Origin of the sequence: Rhizobium gallicum bv. gallicum R602sp, from assembly GCF_000816845.1 — a bacterium.
Classification (GTDB): Bacteria; Pseudomonadota; Alphaproteobacteria; order Rhizobiales; family Rhizobiaceae; genus Rhizobium; species Rhizobium gallicum.
In genome coordinates this window covers 2,221,461-2,243,315 of record NZ_CP006880.1, presented here as the reverse complement: position 1 = coordinate 2,243,315, position 21,855 = coordinate 2,221,461, and the positions used below count along the sequence as shown (strand labels likewise).

At 59.7% G+C, this 21,855-nt stretch carries 21 protein-coding genes; 19 read left to right on the top strand and 2 right to left on the bottom strand.

The features are described 5' to 3' along the window. Positions 1 to 31 precede the first annotated feature (31 nt). The 10 genes from ehuR (at position 32) to doeB (ending at position 9,599) form a co-directional block, all read left to right on the top strand. Positions 32 to 1,417 (top strand): MocR-like ectoine utilization transcription factor EhuR, encoded by a 1,386-nt coding sequence (gene ehuR / locus RGR602_RS33725; RefSeq protein WP_052451941.1) that lies wholly within the window; start codon positions 32 to 34, stop codon positions 1,415 to 1,417. A 120-nt stretch (positions 1,418 to 1,537) separates the two neighbouring features. Further along, positions 1,538 to 2,323, top strand: coding sequence for an ectoine/hydroxyectoine ABC transporter ATP-binding protein EhuA (ehuA, locus tag RGR602_RS33720; protein WP_040116240.1), 786 nt, complete (start codon positions 1,538 to 1,540; stop codon positions 2,321 to 2,323). A gap of 50 nt (positions 2,324 to 2,373) precedes the next feature. Then, the gene (ehuB, locus tag RGR602_RS33715; RefSeq protein WP_040116239.1) at positions 2,374 to 3,213 is read left to right on the top strand and encodes an ectoine/hydroxyectoine ABC transporter substrate-binding protein EhuB; all 840 of its coding nucleotides are present in this window, start codon (positions 2,374 to 2,376) and stop codon (positions 3,211 to 3,213) included. A 69-nt stretch (positions 3,214 to 3,282) separates the two neighbouring features. Then, entirely contained in the window at positions 3,283 to 3,942 is a 660-nt protein-coding gene (ehuC, locus tag RGR602_RS33710) for an ectoine/hydroxyectoine ABC transporter permease subunit EhuC (protein WP_040116238.1), read from the top strand. 4 nt (positions 3,943 to 3,946) lie between these two features. Further along, the gene (gene ehuD / locus RGR602_RS33705; RefSeq protein ID WP_040116237.1) at positions 3,947 to 4,606 is read left to right on the top strand and encodes an ectoine/hydroxyectoine ABC transporter permease subunit EhuD; all 660 of its coding nucleotides are present in this window, start codon (positions 3,947 to 3,949) and stop codon (positions 4,604 to 4,606) included. A 1-nt stretch (position 4,607) separates the two neighbouring features. Then, positions 4,608 to 5,384 carry an ectoine utilization protein EutA gene (eutA, locus tag RGR602_RS33700; protein ID WP_040116236.1) on the top strand — a complete coding sequence of 259 codons (777 nt, stop codon included), beginning with the start codon at positions 4,608 to 4,610 and terminating at the stop codon, positions 5,382 to 5,384. Positions 5,385 to 5,388: 4 nt separating this feature from the next. Next, the gene (gene eutB, locus RGR602_RS33695) at positions 5,389 to 6,390 is read left to right on the top strand and encodes a hydroxyectoine utilization dehydratase EutB (protein ID WP_040116235.1); all 1,002 of its coding nucleotides are present in this window, start codon (positions 5,389 to 5,391) and stop codon (positions 6,388 to 6,390) included. Continuing rightward, positions 6,387 to 7,379, top strand: coding sequence for an ectoine utilization protein EutC (gene eutC, locus RGR602_RS33690; protein ID WP_040116234.1), 993 nt, complete (start codon positions 6,387 to 6,389; stop codon positions 7,377 to 7,379). The genes eutB and eutC overlap by 4 nt, the downstream gene beginning before the upstream one ends. 32 nt (positions 7,380 to 7,411) lie before the next feature. Further along, complete coding sequence (gene doeA / locus RGR602_RS33685; protein WP_040116233.1) at positions 7,412 to 8,593, top strand: ectoine hydrolase DoeA; 1,182 nt, start codon at positions 7,412 to 7,414, stop codon at positions 8,591 to 8,593. Between the two features lie 7 nt (positions 8,594 to 8,600). Further along, on the top strand, positions 8,601 to 9,599 hold the full coding sequence (gene doeB, locus RGR602_RS33680; RefSeq protein WP_040116717.1) for a N(2)-acetyl-L-2,4-diaminobutanoate deacetylase DoeB: 999 nt from the start codon (positions 8,601 to 8,603) through the stop codon (positions 9,597 to 9,599). 120 nt (positions 9,600 to 9,719) lie between these two features. On the opposite strand, the gene RGR602_RS33675 is transcribed toward doeB, so the two are convergent. After that, on the bottom strand, positions 9,720 to 10,757 hold the full coding sequence (locus RGR602_RS33675; RefSeq protein WP_040116232.1) for a class I SAM-dependent methyltransferase: 1,038 nt from the start codon (positions 10,755 to 10,757) through the stop codon (positions 9,720 to 9,722). 266 nt (positions 10,758 to 11,023) lie between these two features. Here RGR602_RS33675 and RGR602_RS33670 point away from each other — a divergent pair, with 266 nt between their 5' ends. Beyond that, positions 11,024 to 13,027 carry a putative bifunctional diguanylate cyclase/phosphodiesterase gene (locus RGR602_RS33670; RefSeq protein ID WP_063856030.1) on the top strand — a complete coding sequence of 668 codons (2,004 nt, stop codon included), beginning with the start codon at positions 11,024 to 11,026 and terminating at the stop codon, positions 13,025 to 13,027. Between the two features lie 229 nt (positions 13,028 to 13,256). Here the strand turns inward: RGR602_RS33670 and RGR602_RS33665 are convergent, their stop codons facing one another. After that, on the bottom strand, positions 13,257 to 14,120 hold the full coding sequence (locus tag RGR602_RS33665) for an alpha/beta fold hydrolase (RefSeq protein WP_040116231.1): 864 nt from the start codon (positions 14,118 to 14,120) through the stop codon (positions 13,257 to 13,259). Between the two features lie 257 nt (positions 14,121 to 14,377). Here RGR602_RS33665 and RGR602_RS33660 point away from each other — a divergent pair, with 257 nt between their 5' ends. The 8 genes from RGR602_RS33660 (at position 14,378) to RGR602_RS33625 (ending at position 21,833) form a co-directional block, all read left to right on the top strand. Continuing rightward, positions 14,378 to 15,292: a metal ABC transporter substrate-binding protein gene (locus RGR602_RS33660; RefSeq protein WP_040116230.1), complete on the top strand. Its 915-nt coding sequence runs from the start codon at positions 14,378 to 14,380 to the stop codon at positions 15,290 to 15,292. Further along, positions 15,289 to 16,191 carry a manganese/iron ABC transporter ATP-binding protein gene (locus RGR602_RS33655; RefSeq protein WP_040116229.1) on the top strand — a complete coding sequence of 301 codons (903 nt, stop codon included), beginning with the start codon at positions 15,289 to 15,291 and terminating at the stop codon, positions 16,189 to 16,191. The genes RGR602_RS33660 and RGR602_RS33655 overlap by 4 nt, the downstream gene beginning before the upstream one ends. Next, complete coding sequence (locus RGR602_RS33650) at positions 16,191 to 17,048, top strand: metal ABC transporter permease (RefSeq protein WP_063856029.1); 858 nt, start codon at positions 16,191 to 16,193, stop codon at positions 17,046 to 17,048. Before RGR602_RS33655 ends, RGR602_RS33650 begins: the two co-directional genes overlap by 1 nt. Further along, positions 17,045 to 17,884 carry a metal ABC transporter permease gene (locus RGR602_RS33645; RefSeq protein WP_040116227.1) on the top strand — a complete coding sequence of 280 codons (840 nt, stop codon included), beginning with the start codon at positions 17,045 to 17,047 and terminating at the stop codon, positions 17,882 to 17,884. Before RGR602_RS33650 ends, RGR602_RS33645 begins: the two co-directional genes overlap by 4 nt. A gap of 209 nt (positions 17,885 to 18,093) precedes the next feature. Next, on the top strand, positions 18,094 to 18,924 hold the full coding sequence (locus RGR602_RS33640; protein ID WP_040116226.1) for a metallophosphoesterase family protein: 831 nt from the start codon (positions 18,094 to 18,096) through the stop codon (positions 18,922 to 18,924). Beyond that, positions 18,921 to 20,084, top strand: coding sequence for an ABC transporter ATP-binding protein (locus RGR602_RS33635; RefSeq protein WP_040116225.1), 1,164 nt, complete (start codon positions 18,921 to 18,923; stop codon positions 20,082 to 20,084). Before RGR602_RS33640 ends, RGR602_RS33635 begins: the two co-directional genes overlap by 4 nt. After that, on the top strand, positions 20,077 to 21,000 hold the full coding sequence (locus RGR602_RS33630) for a carbohydrate ABC transporter permease (RefSeq protein WP_040116224.1): 924 nt from the start codon (positions 20,077 to 20,079) through the stop codon (positions 20,998 to 21,000). Before RGR602_RS33635 ends, RGR602_RS33630 begins: the two co-directional genes overlap by 8 nt. Then, a complete protein-coding gene (locus RGR602_RS33625; RefSeq protein ID WP_040116223.1) occupies positions 20,997 to 21,833 on the top strand; it encodes a carbohydrate ABC transporter permease in 837 nt (278 codons plus the stop codon). Before RGR602_RS33630 ends, RGR602_RS33625 begins: the two co-directional genes overlap by 4 nt. The last annotated feature ends 22 nt before the right edge of the window (positions 21,834 to 21,855 follow it).

Below are 21,855 nucleotides of genomic sequence, written 5' to 3'. Positions count from 1 at the left end.
AATTGAACTGATTTTCACCAGTGTTTATATCATGACAAATTGGCGCCCCGATCCCTCCCAGCTTCGACGGCCGGCTTATCTTTCGCTTGCCGAGCAGATTGCCCGCGCGATTGCCGACGGAAAGCTTTCGGACGGTGACCGGCTGCCGCCGCATCGAAAGATGGCCGACGACCTGCAGCTTTCCGTGCAGACGGTGAGCCGGGCCTACGACGAATTGATCCGACGCGGGCTGATAGCGGGGGAGATCGGTCGCGGCAGCTTCGTGCAGACGCAGCCGCGCGAGCCCGAACCGCCCTACCTGCCCGAGCGGCTCGGGGAGGTGATCGACCTTTCGATCCTCAAGCCGGTCTGCGAGCAGCTCCATCTTGAAAAAATGCGCCAAGCCTTCGCCTGGCTGTCGGAGAATCTTCCATCAAGTTCGGCCCTGTCTTTCAGACCGAACATGGTCTTTCCGCGTCACCGCGCCATTGCCGCGGACTGGCTGTCGCGCTGCGGTCTGGACGTTTCTCCGCTGAATATCTGCCTGACGAATGGTGCGACCTCCGGCATGACCGTCGCGCTGATGAGCGTTGCCCCGCCTGGCTCCACCGTTGCGACCGAAGCAATCAGCCACCATACACTCGTGCCGCTCTCCACCTATCTCGGCCTTCATCTGGAAGGTTTGGCCATTGACGAGGAGGGCATGATCCCCGAAGCACTCGACGAGGCTTGCCGCAAGGGGCCGATTCGCGCGGTCTTTCTGCAGCCGTCCGTCATCAACCCGATGGCGGCCCTGATGAGCGCCAAGCGCCGGCAGCAGCTTGCCGATGTCGCCGCGCGCCACGACATCGCGATCATCGAAAACGACATCCTGGGTCCGCTGGTGGAGGATCGCGCGCCGCCGATTGCCGCTTTTGCGCCGGAGCGCACGCTCTATGTCACGAGCTTCACGAAGATCACCGTACCGGGCTTGCGCATCGGCTATCTCGCAGCGCCGGACCGCTACGTCGCCGCCGTTGCCAACCGCCATCTCGTTTCGAGCTGGATGGCGACGCCGGCGATTGCCGAAATCGCCACCCGCTGGGTAAGCGACGGCACGGCGCTGGAGCTTGTCAGGTGGCAGCGCGAGGCGCTGAAGAGCCGACACGCGATCGCCGCAGAAACGCTGACGGGCCTTGCCTATCGCGCCCATCCCCAAAGCCTACACGTCTGGCTGCCGCTTTCGGGGGCCCATCAGGAGGAAACCTTCGTGTCGCAGGCCCGCCTGCGCGGCGTCGCGATTGCGCCCGGCACCTCTTTCAGGACCGCCGACCAGGGGTGGACGCCCGCCGTGCGCATCTCACTCGGCTCGACCACGGAAAACGAATTGCGCACCGGCCTTGGGGTCGTCGCATCTCTGGCGCAAGGAAATCCCGAGGCGCTGCTGCTTGCGATTTGACGCTACTGCTCGCGAAATGAGCAGCGTCAGAATAATTGTCATGATATTATTTTGCGAATTGACATGATTTGGATCGGCCGTCATCGTTAGTGCATTGCCTGTCTCAACAGGGAGAGATGAATGACGGCGCCGATCATCCGCATCGACAACATCGTCAAGAAGTACGGTCCACTGACCGTGCTCGACGGCTTGTCGATGAATGTCATGCCGGGCGAGAAGCTGGCTCTGATCGGGCCGTCCGGATCGGGAAAGACGACCATCCTGCGCATCCTGATGACGCTTGAATCGATTAGCGGCGGTCATATCGAGATCGACGGCGAGCAGCTCTATCACATGCCGCGCGGCAAGGAGCTTGTCCCGGCAGACGAGCGCCACTTGCATCGCATGCGTGAGAAGATCGGCATGGTCTTCCAGCACTTCAATCTGTTTCCCCACAAATGTGTCCTCGACAACGTGACGCTTGCGCCGATGCTGACGAAAGGCATCAAGCGCGCGGATGCGCAAAAGCGGGCGATGGAACTCCTGGACATGGTCGGCATGGCTGACAAGGCCAAGAGCGTTCCTGCCCAATTGTCCGGCGGCCAGAAGCAGCGTGTCGCAATCGCCAGGGCGCTGGCGTTGTCACCGAAGATCATGCTCTTCGACGAGGTGACATCGGCGCTTGATCCCGAACTCGTCGAGGAGGTCTTGAGCGTCATGAAGCACCTCGCGTCGGAAACCGACATGACGATGCTACTCGTCACGCACGAAATGGGCTTCGCCCACGATTTTGCCGATCGCGTGCTCTTTTTCGACCGCGGCAAGATCGTCGAGGAAGGCAGTCCCAACGACATTTTCCGAAATCCGACGCAGGAGCGGACGCAAACCTTCCTGCGCAAGATCATCGCGGCCGGACATCGCATCTGACCGCTATGCAGCCTCAAGCAATAATCCAAGGAAAACCAGGAGCAGGGAACATGAAAAAGACAATTCTTCTAGGTGCAGCCGCATTGTCCGCACTTCTTTCGGCAGCAATTGGGCCAGCACAGGCCGTCGATCTCGAAGAGCTGAAAGAGCAGGGCTTTGCCCGCATCGCCATCGCAAACGAGCCGCCGTTCACCTCGGTCGGCGCGGACGGAAAGGTGTCGGGCGCTGCACCCGACGTTGCACGGGTGATCTTCGAACGCCTCGGCGTCAAGGAAGTCGTCGCCTCGATTTCCGAATATGGCGCGATGATCCCGGGCCTGCAGGCTGGCCGCCACGATGCGATCACCGCCGGCCTCTTCATGAAGCCCGAGCGTTGTGCTGCTGTCGCCTATTCGGAGCCGATGCTCTGCGACGCGGAGGCCTTCGCCGTCAAGAAGGGCAACCCGCTGAAGCTCAAGAGCTATAAGGATATCGCCGACAATGCGGATGCCAAGATCGGCGCACCCGGCGGCGGCACGGAAGAAAAGCTCGCGCTTGAGGCCGGCGTGCCGCGCGATCGCGTCATCGTCGTTCCGGACGGCCAGAGCGGCATCAAGATGCTGCAGGATGGGCGCATCGACGCCTACTCCCTGCCGGTTTTGTCGATCCACGATCTGATGGCCAAGGCCAATGATGCTAACCTTGAGACGGTTGCACCGGTCTTGGGCGCGCCCGTCTATTGCGATGGTGCGGCCTTCCGCAAACAGGACGTTGCCCTTCGCGACGCCTATGACGTCGAGCTCAAGAAGATGAAGGAATCGGGCGAGTTCGCAAAGATCATCGAGCCCTACGGCTTCTCGGCCGCGGCCGCAATGTCGACCAGCCGCGAAAAGCTCTGCGCAGCAAAGTAAGCCTGCGGACGTCCGGCTCCGTCAACGAGCGGAGCCGGTTCCTCAATTTCCTGAAAGGGACCCGTCCAGATGTCGGTATGGTCCGGCTACCTCACATTGATCCTGGAAGGTGCGCTCGTCACCATTAAGCTCACGCTCATGGGATCGGCATTGGCGCTTGTCATGGCATTCGTTGCTGGGCTTGCGCGGCTGTCGCGCTTCTTCGCCGTGCGGGCGCTTGCAACAGTCTATATCGAGTTCTTTCGCGGCACCTCGATCTTCGTGCAGCTTTTCTGGGTCTATTTCGTGCTGCCCTTTGCCGGGCTCACCCTGACACCGCTCCAGGCAGGCGTTCTTGCTCTCGGACTGAATGTCGGCGCCTATGCGGCAGAAGTCGTTCGCGGTGCCGTCAAGGCGATCGGGCGCGAACAGAGCGAAGCCTGCATCGCGCTCAACCTGTCGCGCTACCAGCGCATGCGCTACATCATCCTGCCGCAGGCGCTGCCCTTGATGCTGCCGACCTTCTGCAACAATGCGATCGAACTTCTGAAAGGAACCGCCGTCGTCTCGCTGATCTCGCTGACGGATCTGACGTTCCAGGCGCAGGTCGTGCGGGCACAGACGGGCAATACGCTGATACCGTTTGCGACCATTCTCGTTCTCTACTTCCTGATGGCCTGGGCAATTTCGACTGCGATGCGCTGGCTTGAGCGGCGCATGAGCCGCGGTCTCGACGGAATGAGGATCTAGATCGATGGAATGGGACTGGGATTTCGTCTGGCAGATCATGCCGACGCTCATCGAAGGCTTCAAGATCACCATCCTTGCGACGGTACTCGGTGCGGCGGTTGCGGCCATCCTGGGCCTTGCGATCGCGCTTTTGCGGCGTTCGCCGATCACCGCGGTATCGCGCGGCGTCGGCTTCTTCTCCGAATTCATCCGCGGCACGCCGCTTTTGGTGCAGCTCTACTTCATCTTCTACGTGCTGCCGGATATCGGCATCAGACTTGCGCCCCTCGTCGCCGGCGTCATCGGCCTTGGCCTCCATTATGCGACCTATACCGCCGAAGTCTACCGCGCCGGCATCGAGAATGTGCCGCGTGGGCAGTGGGAAGCGGCAAAGGCTACGAACCTCACGACCCGCCAGGCATGGATCCATATCATCCTGCCGCAGGCGATCCCTCCGATGATCCCGGCACTCGCCAATTATTTCATCGCGATGTTCAAGGAGACGCCGCTGCTTTCGGCAATCACGGTGCTCGAACTGATGAACCAGGCCAAGAGCATCGCCAACAGCAACTACCGCTATATCGAGCCGATGACGCTGGTCGGTATCTTTTTCCTAGCGATCAGCCTGATCTCGGTGATCGGGCTGCGCTGGCTCGAAGAGCGTTACGCTCGGACGGAAGACTGAGATGACAATGATCGATATCCAGATGGCAAGCCGCCGTCCGCGGCTGGACGAGCGCCCCTTGGAAAAGCGCGTGGGCCTTGTGATCCTTGCAACCGACCATACGACGGAAGTTGACTTCCAGCGGATGGTCGCGAGCAATCGCATCGGCGTCTATGTGAGCCGCATCCATTACGCCAATCCGACGACGCCGGAAAACCTCCTGAATATGCAGCCTTCGCTGACGGCAGGAGCAGGTCTCATCCTGCCAGGCGAACCGCTCGATGCGATCATCTATTCATGCACGTCGGCATCGGTCGTCATCGGTGATGCCAGGGTCGAGGCTGCAATCGCTGCTGCAAAGCCCGGCGTGCCGGTCGTCACGCCAACGGCGGCAGCGGTCGACGCCCTGCGCGCCTTCGGCGCAAAAAGAATATCGGTCCTGACGCCCTACACCGTCGAAACAAGCAGGCCGATGGCGGACTATTTTGCAGAGCTCGGCTTCGAAATAGACCGATTCACCTGCCTTGGGTTCACCGACGACCGCGAGATGGCGCGCATTGCGCCGGACGAGATCGCGGCGCTTGCACTTGACGCCACTGCGCCAGCCTCCGATGCCCTGTTCATCTCCTGTACGGCGCTGCGTGCCGCCCAGGTCGCAGGCAGGATCGAACGGAAGATCGGCAAGCCGGTGGTCAGCAGCAATCTGGCGACTGCCTGGGCCTGCCTGAGGCTTTGCGGCGAGGATCAAGCCTGGCCGCAGGTCGCCCGTCTCATGACGATGCCTTATCCGGAATATTGATGACATGACCACGTCTTTGCCAGTCACCCTCCGGGACATCATTCTTGCGTCCGAGCGCATCTCCAACCAGGTCCGAAAAACCCCGATCATAAGGTCGGAGGCGCTCAGCGAACGTGTGGGCACAGCCGTCTACCTGAAGCTCGAACACCAGCAGATTACCGGCAGTTTCAAGCTGCGCGGCGCCACCAATGCCGTGCTCTCACTTAAGGCAGAGGAGAAGGCGCGCGGCGTCGTTGCCGCCTCGACCGGCAATCACGGGCGCGCGCTTGCCTATGCCGCGAGGGCGGCGGGTTCCACGGCGACGATCTGCATGTCGCGGCTGGTTCCCGAAAACAAAGTGGCCGAGATCCGCCGGCTCGGCGCAAATGTCCGAATCATCGGGCGCTCGCAAGACGACGCCCAGTTGGAGGTCGACCGTCTTGTACAAGACGATGGGCTGGTCGCGGTCCCACCCTTTGATGACGCCAGGGTGATTGCGGGGCAGGGGTCACTCGGGCTGGAAGTCTTCAAGGATTGCCCCGAGGCCGCAACGGTCCTCGTGCCGCTGTCGGGCGGCGGTCTCGCGTCTGGTGTCGCAGCCGCGCTTAAAGCGATCAATCCGGACGTTGGCATCATCGGCCTCACCATGGAGCGGGGTGCCGCCATGAAGGCAAGCCTTGAGGCAGGGCGTCCGGTGGAGGTCCAGGAAGAGGAGAGCTTTGCCGATTCCCTAGGTGGCGGCATCGGCCTCGACAACCAACTCACTTTCTCGATGTGCCGCGACCTGCTTGATGACGTCGTTCTTCTGAGCGAGCCGGAGATCGCCGCAGGCATGCGTCACGCCTATTCAATGGAAGGCGAGGTGATCGAGGGAGCGGGTGCTGTCGGGGTTGCGGCGCTGCTTGCCGGCAAGATCGAGATCACCGGGCCGGTGGTTGCGATCCTGTCAGGCCGCAATGTCGACATGGAGCAGCATCGAAGCGTGATCAACGGCGCGACCGCGCCTATCAGAAAGGATGTGGCATGAGCTCCATGGTCATTCTGACGGAATCAGATCTCCGGAAGATCATCGGCCTCGACCTTGACGCGGTCGCCTGCGTCGAAGACGCCTTTAAAGCGCTGGCGACGAAAGCTGTCTCCATGCCCCCGATCCTGAGGCTCGACGTTCCGGAACATCGTGGCGAAGTCGATGTGAAGACGGCCTATGTTCCAGGCATCGAAAGCTTCGCCATCAAGATAAGTCCCGGCTTCTTCGACAATCCCAAAATCGGGCTTGCGAGCACGAACGGGATGATGGTGCTGCTTTCCAGCAGAACCGGCCTTGTTCAAGCGCTGCTCCTCGACAACGGCTACCTCACCGATGTGAGAACCGCGGCTGCAGGAGCGGTCGCAGCAAAGCATCTGTCTCGCGACAATTCGAAGGTCGCGGCGATCTTCGGGGCCGGTATGCAGGCGAAACTGCAGCTCGAGGCGCTGATGCTGGTACGGCCGATCCGCGAGGCGCGGATCTGGGCGCGCGATTTTGCCAAGGCGCAAGGGGTTGCCGTTCAGCTTACGAAGGCGCTTGGGGTAGCCGTCACCGCGGTGGCGGACCCGAAGAATGCGGTCGCTGGCGCCGACGTCATCGTCACGACCACACCTTCTGAAACGCCGATCCTGAAAGCCGAATGGTTGGAGGCCGGCCAGCATGTGACGGCCATGGGTTCTGATGCGGAACACAAGAACGAGATTGACCCCGTCGCAATCGCCAAAGCCTGGCTCTATGTCGCCGACAGCCTGAAGCAGACGCGCCGTCTGGGCGAACTTCACCACGCGATCGCAACAGGCACGGTTGCCGCCGACGCGGCATTTCCGGAGCTCGGACAGATCGTATCCGGTCAACGTCGGGGCCGTTCGGACGCCACGCAAATCACGATCGCAGACCTGACCGGCACCGGCATCCAGGACACCGCCATCGCCACGCTTGCCTTTGCGCGAGCCAACGCCGCCAAGGCCGGAACCATATTCGAAAGCTGACCGGTGCGGCACCGGACAAGGGAGAAAAGACCATGAGTGAGCCTAAACTCAAATTTTCGCGCGAGGAATACAGTGCCCGCCTCGACAAGACCCGAAAGGCGATGGAAGCCAAGGGCATCGAATTGTTGATCGTCAGCGATCCATCGAACATGGCCTGGCTGACCGGCTATGACGGCTGGTCCTTCTATGTGCATCAGGCAGTGATCGTGCCGCCGTCGGGCGAACCGATCTGGTTCGGCCGCGGGCAGGACGCCAATGGCGCGAAGCTCACCGCCTACCTGAAACACGAAAACATCATCGGCTATCCCGATCACTACGTGCAGTCGACCGAGCGGCACCCGATGGATTACCTCTCCGGCACTTTGACGGACCGCGGCCTCAGTAAGATTTCGATCGGCGTCGAGATGGACAATTACTGGTTTTCGGCGGCAGCCTTCGCTTCGCTGCAGAAGCATCTGCCGAATGCCCGTTTCGTCGACGCGACGGCGCTCGTCAACTGGCAGCGCGCCGTCAAGAGCGAGACGGAAGTCAAATATATGCGCAATGCCGCCCGCATTGTCGAAGCCATGCATCAGCGCATCTTCGACAAGATCGAAGTCGGCATGCGCAAATGCGATCTCGTCGCAGAGATCTATGATGCAGGGACAAGGGGCGTCGACGGGATCGGCGGGGATTACCCGGCCATCGTGCCTTTGCTGCCGTCGGGCGTGGAGGCCTCTGCCCCGCATCTCACCTGGGATGACCGGCCGTTGAAACGGGGCGAGGGAACCTTCTTCGAGATCGCCGGCTGCTATAATCGCTACCATCTGCCGCTTTCGCGCACCGTTTTCCTCGGCAAGCCGACGCAGGCTTTTCTCGATGCGGAAAAAGCAACGCTCGAAGGCATGGAAGCCGGCCTTGCAGTCGCAAAGCCCGGCAATACCTGCGAAGACATCGCCAATGCCTTCTTTGCGGTCCTGAAAAAATACGGGATCGTGAAGGACAATCGCACCGGTTATCCGATCGGGCTTTCCTATCCGCCGGATTGGGGCGAGCGGACCATGAGCCTGCGTCCCGGCGACAAGACGGAATTGAAACCCGGCATGACCTTCCATTTCATGACAGGTCTCTGGCTCGAAGACATGGGCTTCGAGACGACCGAAAGCATTCTGATCACGAAGACTGGCGTCGAGTGCCTCGCCAATGTGCCGCGAAAGTTGATGGTCAAGGACTGATAGGATGATGAGCGATACAATAATGCGCCCATCGCCGATCAGTGCGACGGTCGATTTCGAGGCGGACGGCGTTCAACATGGTTTCTTGCGGCTGCCCTACAGCCGCGATGATTCGGCATGGGGATCGGTCATGATCCCGGTCACCGTCATGAAAAACGGCCGCGGTCCGACCGCTCTTTTGACAGGCGGCAATCACGGCGATGAGTATGAAGGGCCGATCGCACTCTTCGATCTTGCCCGCACGCTTCGGGCAGAAGAGGTCAAAGGCCGCGTCATCATCGTGCCCGCCATGAACTACCCGGCGTTCCTGTCGCAGACCAGAACCTCGCCGATCGACAAGGGCAATATGAACCGCAGCTTTCCGGGCAGGCCGGACGGCACGGTCACTCAGAAAATCGCCGATTACTTCCAGCGGATCCTCCTGCCGCTTGCCGATATCGTGCTCGACTTCCATTCGGGCGGCAGGACACTCGATTTTCTGCCCTTCTGCGCTGCCCACATTCTTCCAGACAAGAAACAGGAGGCAAAGGGTTTCGAGTTCGTTCAGGCGTTCGGCGCGCCCTACTCGATGAAGATGCTGGAGATCGACGCCGTCGGCATGTACGACACGGCCGCCGAGGAGATGGGCAAAATCTTCATCACCACCGAGCTCGGCGGCGGCGGGACCGCGACGGCGAAAAGCGCCGCTATTGCCAAACGCGGGGTAATGAACGTTCTAACGCATGCCGGCATCGTTGAGGGTGTTGTCGACGAGCAGCCCACCCAGTGGCTCGACATGCCGGATGGAGACTGCTTCCTCTTCGCAGAGGACGCCGGGCTCGTCGAATTTGCAGTCGACCTCGGCGGGGCCGTGAGAAAGGGTGAGGTTGTCGCTCGCATCCATCCGGTCGGAAGAACCGGTGGTCTTCCGGTCGAGCTCTGCTCAAAAATGACGGGCATCCTCGCTGCACGGCATTTTCCGGGACTGATAAAACCGGGCGATTGCGCCGCGGTCCTTGCGGTTTGAACCTGCAGAGATGGTTCAAGCGCCGCGCAAAGGCGCTGTTGCTGGCTCTTCACGACCGCCGTTCCGGGAGCGGCGGTCGAGGCGATCTATGTCTCAGGCGCCCTGTATCAGCCTCGAACTTCAGGTCTGCAGGATCGCGTAGAGGACGTTTCTGTTTTCGCCGAACTCCACCTTTGCGTCAAACCGATCCTGATTTGGAAGGCCCCCTATAATCGACCACATCTCCGATTCAGAGCGCCATAGAAGAGCCCAATTCATGAACGTTTCCATATATCCCTCGACGTGTATGTCGCGCGCGAAGTTGGCGAACAGAAATTGGCCGCCGGGCTTGAGCATCTGCAGACAACGTTCGGTAAGCTTCACTGCCACATTGTGCGCAAGGTAGTCGTAGAGGCCGGCCGCGTAGATAAAGTCAAAACGGCCCAGTTGCTGAGAACGTGACAAGAGCGTGCGCACGGAGCCATTGATGGCCTCGACCGGACTTCCGGCAAAGTCACGCGCCACTGATCCGACACTGAGCGGGTCTTGGTCGAGCGCCACCCATCGACTGATCGCGCCGTCTTGCAACGCTTTCGACTGGTCCGCTTCCCTCAGATGTCCAGCGGCGATCGTCAGGATCTCGGTGTCGCCCGGCCGGGCAGATGCGATGGCGTCCACCTTTGCGGTCAGAAGGTTCCGCCTTTCGCGCACAGCGACAGATGACGAAGCTTGCTTTGTGTATGCATAAACATCCCGCCCCAGAGCGGAAGCCTGCTCGATTGCCGGGCTCATGCTCGGATGCTCATAAATAAAGTCGAGAAGTTGAGCGTCGCCCGAGTAGCCGCGAGGTTTTTCGAAGGACCAGCGGGTCAGGGGATCTTCAAGAAGATGGGCAGCGACGGGATGTTCGCGAGCAATCGGCGTGAGGCGCTGCCAGACGGAGGAGGGCAGTTTTTGCCTCAGGTCACTTAGCCGCGTCGTCAGATCGCGGACGATTTCTGCCGCCGGCAAGCGGTTTTGGAATTGCTGCTCGCTTAAGGAGAGCAAAACGGCCAGTTCTGCACGCCCTTCAATGAAGCGTTCTTGCAGATACCCGCTGTCTGATAATTTTGAACTTCCCGCGATGAGATCAGGGGTGACGAGGCTAACTCCGTCGAGAGCTGTCTGAAATCGGTTCACTGTGTTGTTTCCGTTAATATTAAGCTAACTATAGAAAAAGAAATTGTCTCGCGCTAGAGTTTAATAAATGGCGCAATAGCGGAAAATCGGTAACCCATTTGTGACCCGGCAACCTTGTGCCGGCATGGGTCTTAACCAAAACTTCATCGGCAATAACTATCGTCGCGACAACCTTGGCCGTGCCATCTGCAATGACAGCAAATTGTTTCGACGTCGCGGAAGCGGACGGAAACCCTTCAATTTCGATGAGTTCGGGTGAACCGTGCATGAGGCACACGCTGGCAGAAGTCGAGACAACGCTCATCGCGCAGGAAAAGACTCATCAGTCCTGCGATCTGCGCGCTCTCTATCTCGAACAGGGCGATCAGCGTCGCAGAACATCGACCCGCGCTGGCCTTTGGTTGGCAGTCACGGTCTATCTGATGTTCTTCGTGACCGACCTGCTGCTTGTTCCCGATGTGGCGATCTTCACCATAATCGCGCGGGTGATCGTCGGGCTCGGAGCCTTGCTCGTGCTTGAAGTTCAACTTCGGCGAGGCGTTCGTACCAACTGCCTCGATCTGACATGCGCGGCCGCCTTGGTCCTGGGCTATGCGGGATGGGTCATTCCGACACTGTTGACGACAAGAGTTGAAAGTCTGTCCTACTATATGGTGTTCGGCGCGATCTTCATGATGGGCGCGAACCTCTTCTTCAGCTTTCGCTTTGCATTATCGGTCATCGCATCCAGCCTGGTGCTGGCGATTTTCCTTGCGTCGCTTGCAGTCTTCAGTCCCGGACCTTCCTACGATCTCGCTTTCGTGACGTTCTACTTGTCGTGCTTCACATTCACCTCCTATGTGAATTGGAAGCTTAACAAGGAACGCTTCAACGTCTTCCTTAACGCGCATGAGGCGGATCTCCAGCACCAGGAAGCCTCGGAGCGGGGAAAAGCACTTCTCAGGCTGTCGAATACCGACCCATTGACCGGACTGGAAAATCGAAGGGCCGTCGACCAGCAGTTGCGTGACTTTTGGGAAAAATGGCAAACGCAGGGGATCGAATTTGCCACGTTTCTGATCGATGTCGATTTCTTCAAAAAGTATAATGACTTCTATGGTCATCAGGAGGGGGACAGATGCCTCATCGCCGTGGCGACGGCTCTTGACGACGCCGTGGCGCCCATAGGGGCAACGATTGGACGTTACGGCGGCGAGGAATTCATCGTCATCGCGGCCCTGCGGAACGACGTGGAGGCTGCGGATCTGGCTGAAAAACTCCGTCGCACCGTCGAAGACCTTAAAATTGCGCACGGGCAGCGTCTTGACGGGGTGCCGGTGGTGACGGTCAGCGTTGGCGCGGCAGTGACAAGACCAGAATCTGGTTCGAAACTTGAGAAGATCATCAACGAAGCGGATCGCGCGCTTTACTCGGCGAAAGCAAACGGCCGCAATTGCGCAGAACTTTTCGATCCGAACGATCCTCAAAGCGGTGACGAAACGGCGCACATAGCTGCGCTTTTGAAGGTTGCCGTAGCTCAGAAGCTCGTCTCCCTTGTCTATCAGCCGATTCAAGAGGTCGAAAGTGGCAACGTGCATGCGGTTGAGGCTCTCATGCGACTGAGCATGCCTGACGGCACTGCAGCGCCGCCAAGCCTCTTCATTCCGGTAGCGGAGCGATCCGGTGCGATAATGGAACTTGGCTATTGGGCGCTACGCACCGTTTGCAGGGAACTGCTGGCTGCAAATCATATCGAGCTCGTGAGCGTGAATGTTTCGCCGATCCAGTTGAGAGCACCTGGTTTTGCCTCCTGCGTCGCCGCCGTCCTTTCCGAGACCGGCGTGATGGGGGCAAGGATCGCGTTCGAGATAACCGAGGGGCTTGAGCTGGAAATGCATTCGGATGTTATCCGTTGCATTAGCGACCTGAAAGCGCTTGGCATCAAGATTTGGCTGGACGACTTTGGGACCGGCTTTGCGGGTCTCTCCTGGCTTCGCCTGATCGACTTCGACACCGTCAAGATTGATCGATCCTTCCTTCACGACAGCGATACTGCGCGTGGAAGAGCCATGCTGCGCGATATAATCCGGCTCATCCGCAATCGTGGGCATCGCATTCTTATCGAAGGCGTCGAAACGGAAGAACAGCTCGAGCTGATGCGGGAATGCCGAATTGACGATGTTCAGGGATTCCACGTGGGACGACCCGTTCCAGCCTCGGAATTTGCGCGCCGACCCTTGGGGGTGACCACGCCCGATGATGATCTGGCCTACAGCGCGCAAGCCTCCTGATCCAGCCCTTTTGCTTTACGGTGATAAGGTCGATTTTCCATGCCGGATGGCACAGCGGCTTGTGATGCGGTTCACTCAGCCTCGTTTCACTAACCGCGAAAAAATCTTGCGGCCGGTGGGCTGGATGCGAAGGCTTGCCATGGTGGGCCTTCGCATCAGCTGACATGCACGTTCACGATTGGCTGCTAATTGCTTCGAGGGGAGCTTGCGACTGGCATCGATGCCTACCCTAGTCGAACATGCCCTTCGGCGTCTCGCCCTTCAAGAAGGGCTCGATGAAGGCGTGCAGCAGCTCCGACTGGTTGATGACAGCCGTGTGTGACGTCGCCGGCATGACGGCGAGGCGCGAGGCCGGCAGCGGCTTGCCCATGTCGCCCATAGTGCCGCCGCCGAGCAGCCGGAACATGGCAACGGAATGTTCGAGGGTTGCAACGTCGGCGTCGCCAGTGACGATCAGCACCGGCGTCTTCACCGCCTTGACGTCAGCTTCCCATGCCATCGGCTCGTGTTCGAGCGCGATCAGCTTCTTGACCAGGGCAGGAAAACCGTCGGGATTGGCGGCAAGCTTGCGATAGTCCGCGGCAAACGGCATGCCGACAAACATTTCCACCGTCATTTGCGGGATGAAGGCCGTGAACTCCGGCTGCCAGCCCTCAGCATCATAGGCGACGGAGGCGGCGATCAGCTTGTTCACCTTTTTCGGATGGCGGATGGCAACTTGCAGCCCGGCGGCCGCACCCATGGAGTAGCCGAATATATCGGCCTTCTTGAGGCCGACGGCGTCCATAAAGGCTGCCACGTCGTCGGCCAGGTTGGGATAGGTGATCGGCCGGTCGATGTCGGTGGTGCGGCCGTGCCCCTGAAGTTCGAGGGCGTAGACCTTGTGGGTTTCGGCAAGCTTCGGGATAATTGCTCCCATGGAAGGGATGTTCATATAGGCGCCGTGCAGTACCACCAGCGGATCGCCAACGCCGGACACTTCGTAATAGATCTGCATGCCGTTGACCTTAACGCGGTTGCCCGCCGGTTGGGCCTCGGCAAGGAGGGAGCTGGTGACAAACAGGGCTGCTGAAATCAGGGCTGCGCGGAACATGGGTCTTTCCTCTCTATCGCGTGCGTTTCGCCAATGCTGATGATAAGACGAAGGTCCCTTGCGCAATCCGACAGGCCAGGGTTCGAAATTTTTCCGGATAATCGGGCGGCAGCGCCGTGGTAGATACCGCCGCCCCCTTCAGGCTCGCAGATTAAATTTCACGAAGCTTTCATAATTGCGAATAAGTCGCACTTGCAAAAATGGACAGCTTTCCATAAGACTGCATATGCAAATCATTCGCAGCAAGGAGCATGGGCATGTTGAAACGGGTAGGACACTTGTTGGCCGGATTGATCGCGGCAGCAATCGTGTCGGTTGCAGCGATGCCGGCAGCGGCTCAGGAGAAGTTCAAGGCGGTGACGACATTTACGGTCATCGCCGACATGGCCAAAAACGTGGCGGGCGATGCCGCCATCGTGGAATCGATCACGAAACCGGGTGCGGAGATCCACAATTATTCGCCGACACCCGGTGACATACAAAGGGCGCAGGGCGCTCAACTTATCCTCTGGAACGGCCTTAATCTCGAGCGCTGGTTCGAAAGGTTTTTCGTCAATCTCCGTGACGTTCCGGGTGTCGTCGTCTCTGAAGGCGTTCAACCGATGAGCATTTCCGAAGGTCCGTATACCGGCAAGCCCAACCCGCATGCCTGGATGTCGCCGAACAATGCCCTGATCTATGTCGACAACATCCGCAACGCCTTCGTCAAGTACGATCCAAAGAACGCCGCAGTCTACGAGGCAAACGCTGCCGCCTACAAAGAGAAGATCGAGGCGACCATTACGCCGATCCGAGAAAAGCTTGCGCAGATTCCCGAGGACAAGCGCTGGCTGGTATCGAGCGAGGGCGCCTTTTCCTATCTCGCCCGTGACTTTGCCCTGAAGGAACTCTATCTCTGGCCGATCAATGCCGATCAGCAGGGAACACCGCAACAGGTCCGCAAGGTGATCGATGCCATCGATGCCAACAAGATCGTTGCGGTTTTCAGCGAGAGCACGGTGTCCGACAAGCCGGCCAGGCAGGTGGCGCGCGAGACCGGCGTTCATTACGGCGGCGTGCTCTATGTGGATTCCCTCAGCGAGGAGGACGGGCCTGTGCCAACCTATATCGATCTGCTTCGCGTAACCTCCGATACTGTCGAAAAGGGCCTTGTCGAGGGCCTGTCGCAATGAATGAGCCGCTCAGCAATCTCGCCCGTCCCGCGTCTTTCGATGCGGGATCGGGCATTGCGGTGAAAAGCGCCACCGTCACCTACCGCAACGGCCATACTGGGCTTTGGGATGCGAGTTTCCAGATCCCGATGGGCACGATCACCGCGCTGGTCGGGGTCAACGGCTCCGGCAAGTCGACGTTGTTCAAGTCGATCATGGGATTCGTGCGTCTGGCCAAGGGCGACATTAGAGTGCTCGGAATGTCAGTCGGTGAGGCGCTGCGCAAGAACCTCGTCGCCTACGTGCCGCAAAGCGAGGAGGTCGATTGGGATTTTCCAGTCTTGGTCGAGGACGTTGTCATGATGGGTCGCTACGGCCACATGGGCATGATGCGCATTCCGAAGGCGGCCGATCACGCTGCGGTGTCATCGGCACTCGCACGCGTCAACATGAGCGACTTCCGCACGCGCCAGATCGGCGAGCTGTCGGGCGGGCAGAAGAAGCGCGTTTTCCTGGCCCGTGCGCTCGCCCAGGACGGCCGTGTCATCCTGCTCGACGAGCCCTTCACCGGCGTCGACGTCAAGACCGAGGACCAGATCATCGCATTGCTTCGCGAGTTGCGCGACGAGGGCCGGGTCATGCTCGTTTCCACACACAATCTCGGCTCGGTGCCTGAATTCTGCGACCGCACCGTGCTCGTCAAAGGCACAGTGCTCGCCCATGGCACGACTGCCGAGACTTTCACGCAGGCAAATCTTGAAAAGGCCTTTGGCGGCGTGCTGCGCCACTTCTTGCTGACCGAGGCTAAGGATGGCCAGTCACATCCGATCGATGTGATGACCGACGACGAACGCCCGCTCGTGCTGCAAGACGGCCGGTTCGTCGCGCACGAGCCACGGGGTAATGGAGGCTCGCGCTGATGGCCTTCCTCATTGAGCCTTTCACCTATGAATACATGCTCAACGCCATGTGGGTGTCGGCTCTGGTCGGCGGTGTCTGCGCGTTTTTGTCCTGCTACCTGATGCTCAAGGGCTGGTCACTGATCGGCGATGCGCTTTCCCATTCCATCGTCCCCGGGGTAGCCGGCGCCTATATGCTGGGCCTGCCCTTTTCGGTCGGCGCATTCTTCTCCGGCGGCCTTGCCGCCGCCGCGATGCTCTTCCTCAACCAGCGCACGAGGCTGAAAGAGGACGCCATTATCGGCCTGATCTTCTCTTCCTTTTTCGGGCTCGGCCTCTTCATGGTGTCCCTGTCGCCGACCTCGGTGAACGTCCAGACCATCGTGCTCGGCAACATTCTCGCCATCACGCCGGAGGACACTCTCCAGCTCGCCGTCATCGGTTTTGTCTCGCTCGCCGTCCTTCTCGTCAAATGGAAGGATCTCATGGTCACCTTCTTCGACGAGACCTATGCACGGTCGATCGGCCTCAATCCCACTGCGCTCAAGATCATGTTCTTCACGCTGCTTTCGGCATCGACGGTCGCCGCCCTCCAGACGGTCGGTGCTTTCCTCGTCATCTGTATGGTGGTGACCCCGGGCGCTACTGCCTATCTGCTGACCGACCGCTTCCCCCGGCTGCTCGCGATCGCCGTCGTCATTGGCGCGGCGACCAGTTTCGTCGGTGCGTATGCGAGTTATTTCCTGGACGGCGCAACTGGCGGCATCATCGTCGTGCTGCAGACCCTCCTCTTCCTTGCCGCCTTCTTCCTTGCCCCTAAACACGGAATGCTGGCGGCGCGTCGCAGGGCGGCCGAAGTTCACGAGGCCCGTCAATGAATATCCTTGAGACTTTGGTTTCGCCTTTCCAGTTCGGCTTTATGGTCAACGCGCTGGTCATCTCGATGCTTGTGGCCGTGCCGACCGCGCTACTTTCCTGCTTTCTCGTGGTCAAGGGCTGGTCATTGCTGGGTGATGCCATCTCCCATGCTGTTTTTCCTGGCGTGGTCATCGCGTATATCATCGGCATCCCTTTTGCAGTCGGCGCCTTCGTCACCGGCATGTTCTGTGCGGTTGCCACTGGCTTTTTGAAAGACAACAGCCGCATCAAGCAGGATACGGTGATGGGTATCGTGTTTTCCGGCATGTTCGGCTTCGGCCTGGTGCTCTACGTCAAAATCCAGTCCGAGGTGCATCTCGATCACATATTGTTTGGGGACATGCTGGGCGTTGGCTGGCGCGACATTGCCGAGGCGGCCGTCATTGCGGCATTGACCGCGGGCATCATCGGTATCAAGTGGAAGGATTTCCTTCTGCATGCATTCGATCCGGCCCAGGCAAGGGCCGTCGGCCTTCGGGTCAACCTGTTGCACTACGGCTTGCTCTGCCTGATTTCGCTGACCGTTGTCGGTGCATTGAAGGCGGTCGGAATTATCCTCGCCATCGCGATGCTCATTGCACCGGGCGCTATTGCCTTCCTGCTGACGCGCCGCTTCAGCAGGATGCTCATCCTGTCGGTGGTCATTGCCTTAATCGCCTCGAGTGCGGGAATCTATCTATCTTTTTTCATCGATAGCGCACCGGCTCCGACCATCGTTTTGATGCTCTCCATCCTGTTTACGGCGGCCTTTATCGTCACCGTTAGGACGAAGCGGTCGCAGGCCACATTGCAATAGGTCGATGCGGGATAGATCAGAACAGCGTGGGGTCTCTCTTTCTGAGCCTTAGAAGACACGATGCTTCATGACGGATTGATGACAAAACTGAAAAACAGCTGAAAACAGCCGCTGCCTATTTGACATGGGAGCCTTTTAGAGAGGTCGCCAAGAAGCGCCGCTCGTTCAAAAGGAACGTTTGACGCTTCCCTCACCCGAAGGCGCGCCCCATGAAAATCATTCAGATCACCGATACGCATTTCAGCCCGAACAAGCCGCATTTCAACGGTAATTGGGCGCCGCTTTTGACATGGATCGAGGAAACCGGTGCCGATCTGATCATCCATACCGGCGATCTTAGCGTCGACGGCGCGGATCTGGACGAGGACATCATCTTTTCGATGGACCTCATGCGTCAGGCTTCCATCCCGATGCTCATCGTTCCGGGTAACCACGATGTCGGCGATCTCCCAGGCTCGCGTCAGCCGGTCAATACTGAGCGGCTTCAGCGCTGGCGGCGGCTGGCCGGTGAGGATCGATGGCTGGAAGACGCAGGTTCCTGGCGCTTCGTCGGCCTCAATTCGCTGCTGCTCGGCCATGAGGATGACGAGGAGGAAGCGCAATTCGAATGGCTCCGCAATGCTTTGGAAGACCGGGGCGGCCGTCGCGTTGCGCTTTTTGCGCACAAGCCGCTTTTCGTCGACGAGCCGCATGAAGGCGATACCGGTTACTGGAGCGTAAGGCCGTCCCAGCGCCGCCGGCTTTACGACCTGATCGCCGCACATGACGTCGCGCTCTTTGCCAGCGGCCATCTGCACTGGGCCTGGCAGGGACGCTTTAAACAGACAGCGCTGACATGGGGACCGTCGGCCGCCTTCATCATCGACAAGATGGAGCGCGAAATGCCGGGCAAGCGCCTGATCGGCGCCGTTGTCCACGAATTCGGCGACGATGCCGAAAGCCGCACCGTCGCGGTTCCCGGCATGACCGCGCATGTGCTCGACGACGTCGTGCACGAGGTCTATCCGCATGCGGCAAAGGCGCAGGAGCTGGCCGAATGAGTGCGCTTTCGCTCCGCGGCATCACGAAGTCCTTCGGCGGCAGCAAAATCCTCAAGGGCGTGAGCCTCGATGCGCAGTCCGGCGAGTTCATCGCGCTTGTCGGTCCTTCAGGCTGCGGCAAGAGCACCCTTTTGCGTATCCTTGCCGGTCTCGAGCATGCAGACGAGGGCGAAATTGCGATCGGCGGGCGCGACGTGTCGGCGATGGCAGCGGCCGACCGCAATATCGCGATGGTCTTTCAATCCTACGCGCTCTACCCGCACCTGACGGCATCGCAAAACATCGCCGTCCCGCTTGCCATGCGCCGGCTCTCAAGAACCCAGCGTCTGCCATTCATGGGGCCGCTGACGCCCGGCCAGCGCACGATCCGTGCAAGCATTGAGCGTGACGTCAGGGAGATGGCGAAATCGTTGAAGATCGACCATTTGCTGGACCGCAAGCCTGGGCAGATGTCCGGGGGCCAGCGGCAGCGCGTGGCCCTTGCCCGCGCCATGGTCCGCCAACCAAGCGTTTTCTTGATGGACGAGCCGCTTTCCAATCTTGACGCAAATCTGCGCGTCCATGCGCGCGGCGAAATCGTCGAGCTGCATCGCCGCGCCGGCGTACCCACCGTCTATGTCACGCACGACCAGGCGGAGGCTCTCTCGATGGCGGACCGCCTCGCCGTGATGATCGGCGGCAATCTTCTGCAGCTCGCGAGTCCGCAAGTAATCTACGATGACCCAGCGCATATCGAGGTTGCCTGCTTCATAGGCCAGCCGCGCATCAACCTGCTGCCGGCGGTTGCGGAAGGCGGTATCGTCGCCTTTGGCGGAATTCGCCTGGCGCTTAAGACCATGGCGCAGTCGAAAGCTTCGGTCACCATCGCCATTCGCCCAGAATTCGTTCACCTTGTCGAGAGCAGGCATGACGGGCTTCCCGCGTGCATCGAGCGGATCGAATTCCTGGGATCAGAGGTCATTATCTACTGCCGGCTGGACGCGATCGGCGAGACAATGATCGTCAAGCTTTCGCCGGCGCGGGCCGCCGGTCTTTCAGTCGGCGCCCCTGTCGGACTTCAGCTCTCATGCGATCGCGCCATGGTCTTCGCCGAAGACGGCTCGCGCCTGCGCAGTGTCGTTGCTGTAGCGGATGCTGCACGGGAGAAGGCGCATGGCTAGTGTCACATCCATGGCCATGCCGGGAGATCCGGCCGCAGCGCATCGCCTGAGCGAAGCCCGCATTGCCTGGATGCTGGCGCTGCCTGCGATCGTGTTGCTTTTCCTCTTCGTGCTTCTTCCGGTCGTTGCCGTCATCATACTCGGCTTCACCGACTTCGAACTCGGCTATGGAACGTTCCGTTTCGTCGGTTTGGAAAACTACGCTGACCTGATCACCGATCGCACCTTTCGCAGGTCGCTGTGGAACACGGCGGTCTACACGGCAATCGTCGCGCCGGTCTCGATCTGCCTTGGGCTCGCCATTGCGATGCTGATCGAAAGCGAGACTGCGGCGCGCAGTTTCTTTCGCACCGCATATTTCCTGCCTGTCGCCTCGCTGATCGTCGCCATGGCGACCGTCTGGCAGTATATGTTCCATCCGACGATCGGCCCGCTCAACGGGCTGCTTTCGCTTGTCGGCCTTTCCGGCCCGAACTGGCTCGGCAGCTCCGGAACGGTGCTCTACAGCCTATCGATCATCGGCGTCTGGCAATCGGTGGGCTTCAATATGGTGCTCTTCCTGGCTGGCCTGACGGCGATCCCGCGTGAGCTCTATGCCGCAGCCGAGGTGGACGGCGCCAGATCCGCAGTCGACCGTTTCTTTCTGGTCACCTGGCCGATGCTCGGCCCGACGACGCTCTTTGTCATCACCATCAGCATCACCAACGCCGTTAAGGTTTTCGAGACGGTCAAGACGCTGACCGAAGGTGGTCCGAACAAAGCCTCGGAGGTGCTGCTCTTCACCATCTACCAGGAAGGCTTCGTCTACCTGCGCGTCGGCTATGCCTCGGCGATGACGGTCGTCTTTCTCGCAATCCTCGTCGTGCTGATGTTCCTGCAGTATCGCCTTCTTGACCGCCGGGTCCATTACACATGACGACGAGCGCCTTTCCTTTCGGCAGACTTATCCGTCTAGCACTGCTTTGTCTTGGCGCCATTGTGTTTTTGGCACCCTACGTCTTCATGATCTCCACCGCCGGCAAGGCGCAGAGCGATATTTTCACCTCATCTCTGTCGCTGGTCCCCGAGCACTTCAACTATGTGCAGAACTTCACCAAGGCGCTGAGCCGCGTGCCGATGGGAAGGCTGCTGTGGAACGGGGTCGTCGTCTGCGGGCTGATCTTCTTCTTCCAGGTGCTGGTCGCGATCCCCTGCGCCTATGCTATGGCGAAGCTCCGCTTCCGCGCCGCACGAATGATGATGGTCTTGGTCATGCTCGGCCTTCTGGTGCCGATTCACGCAACCGCCTTGCCGCTCTATGTGGCCTTCGACCGCACTTCGCTGCTCAACAGCTATGCCGTCCTTGTCGCCCCCTTTACGATTTCGGTTTTCGCGATCTTCATGTTTTTGCAGTTCTTTCGCGCCATGCCGGATGATCTCATCCATGCCGCCCGGCTCGACGGCATGTCGGAACTCGGTATCGTCGCCCGAGTGATTGTTCCCAACGCCTGGCCTGCAGTGACCGCGTTTGCGATCTTTTCGGTCGTCGCCCACTGGAACGATCTTTATTGGCCGCTGGTCGTCATCAGCAGGCAGGATTTTGCGACGCCGCCGCTCGGTCTGATGTATTTCCGCGCCGCCGAAGCCGGCGACGACTACGGCGCGCTGATGGCGGCAACACTGACCATTACCCTTCCCCTCGTAGCCGTCTTTCTGCTGGCGCAGAAGCGTTTCGTCGAGGGCATCACCATGACCGGTCTTAAAGGCTGACCGGTTCTAACAAAGGAGAACG

Bases quoted from the DNA above. Each gene is read 5' to 3' on its own strand.
- ehuC (WP_040116238.1), top strand. From the start codon at position 3,283: ATGTCGGTATGGTCCGGCTACCTCACATTGATCCTGGAAGGTGCGCTC.
- eutA (WP_040116236.1), top strand. From the start codon at position 4,608: ATGACAATGATCGATATCCAGATGGCAAGCCGCCGTCCGCGGCTGGAC.
- RGR602_RS33650 (WP_063856029.1), top strand. From the start codon at position 16,191: ATGGCCTTCCTCATTGAGCCTTTCACCTATGAATACATGCTCAACGCC.
- RGR602_RS33630 (WP_040116224.1), top strand. From the start codon at position 20,077: ATGGCTAGTGTCACATCCATGGCCATGCCGGGAGATCCGGCCGCAGCG.
- ehuB (WP_040116239.1), top strand. From the start codon at position 2,374: ATGAAAAAGACAATTCTTCTAGGTGCAGCCGCATTGTCCGCACTTCTT.
- doeB (WP_040116717.1), top strand. From the start codon at position 8,601: ATGAGCGATACAATAATGCGCCCATCGCCGATCAGTGCGACGGTCGAT.
- ehuR (WP_052451941.1), top strand. From the start codon at position 32: ATGACAAATTGGCGCCCCGATCCCTCCCAGCTTCGACGGCCGGCTTAT.
- RGR602_RS33655 (WP_040116229.1), top strand. From the start codon at position 15,289: ATGAATGAGCCGCTCAGCAATCTCGCCCGTCCCGCGTCTTTCGATGCG.
- eutB (WP_040116235.1), top strand. From the start codon at position 5,389: ATGACCACGTCTTTGCCAGTCACCCTCCGGGACATCATTCTTGCGTCC.
- RGR602_RS33645 (WP_040116227.1), top strand. From the start codon at position 17,045: ATGAATATCCTTGAGACTTTGGTTTCGCCTTTCCAGTTCGGCTTTATG.
- ehuD (WP_040116237.1), top strand. From the start codon at position 3,947: ATGGAATGGGACTGGGATTTCGTCTGGCAGATCATGCCGACGCTCATC.
- ehuA (WP_040116240.1), top strand. From the start codon at position 1,538: ATGACGGCGCCGATCATCCGCATCGACAACATCGTCAAGAAGTACGGT.
- RGR602_RS33625 (WP_040116223.1), top strand. From the start codon at position 20,997: ATGACGACGAGCGCCTTTCCTTTCGGCAGACTTATCCGTCTAGCACTG.
- doeA (WP_040116233.1), top strand. From the start codon at position 7,412: ATGAGTGAGCCTAAACTCAAATTTTCGCGCGAGGAATACAGTGCCCGC.
- RGR602_RS33635 (WP_040116225.1), top strand. From the start codon at position 18,921: ATGAGTGCGCTTTCGCTCCGCGGCATCACGAAGTCCTTCGGCGGCAGC.
- RGR602_RS33660 (WP_040116230.1), top strand. From the start codon at position 14,378: ATGTTGAAACGGGTAGGACACTTGTTGGCCGGATTGATCGCGGCAGCA.
- RGR602_RS33665 (WP_040116231.1), bottom strand. From the start codon at position 14,120: ATGTTCCGCGCAGCCCTGATTTCAGCAGCCCTGTTTGTCACCAGCTCC.
- eutC (WP_040116234.1), top strand. From the start codon at position 6,387: ATGAGCTCCATGGTCATTCTGACGGAATCAGATCTCCGGAAGATCATC.
- RGR602_RS33670 (WP_063856030.1), top strand. From the start codon at position 11,024: ATGAGGCACACGCTGGCAGAAGTCGAGACAACGCTCATCGCGCAGGAA.
- RGR602_RS33640 (WP_040116226.1), top strand. From the start codon at position 18,094: ATGAAAATCATTCAGATCACCGATACGCATTTCAGCCCGAACAAGCCG.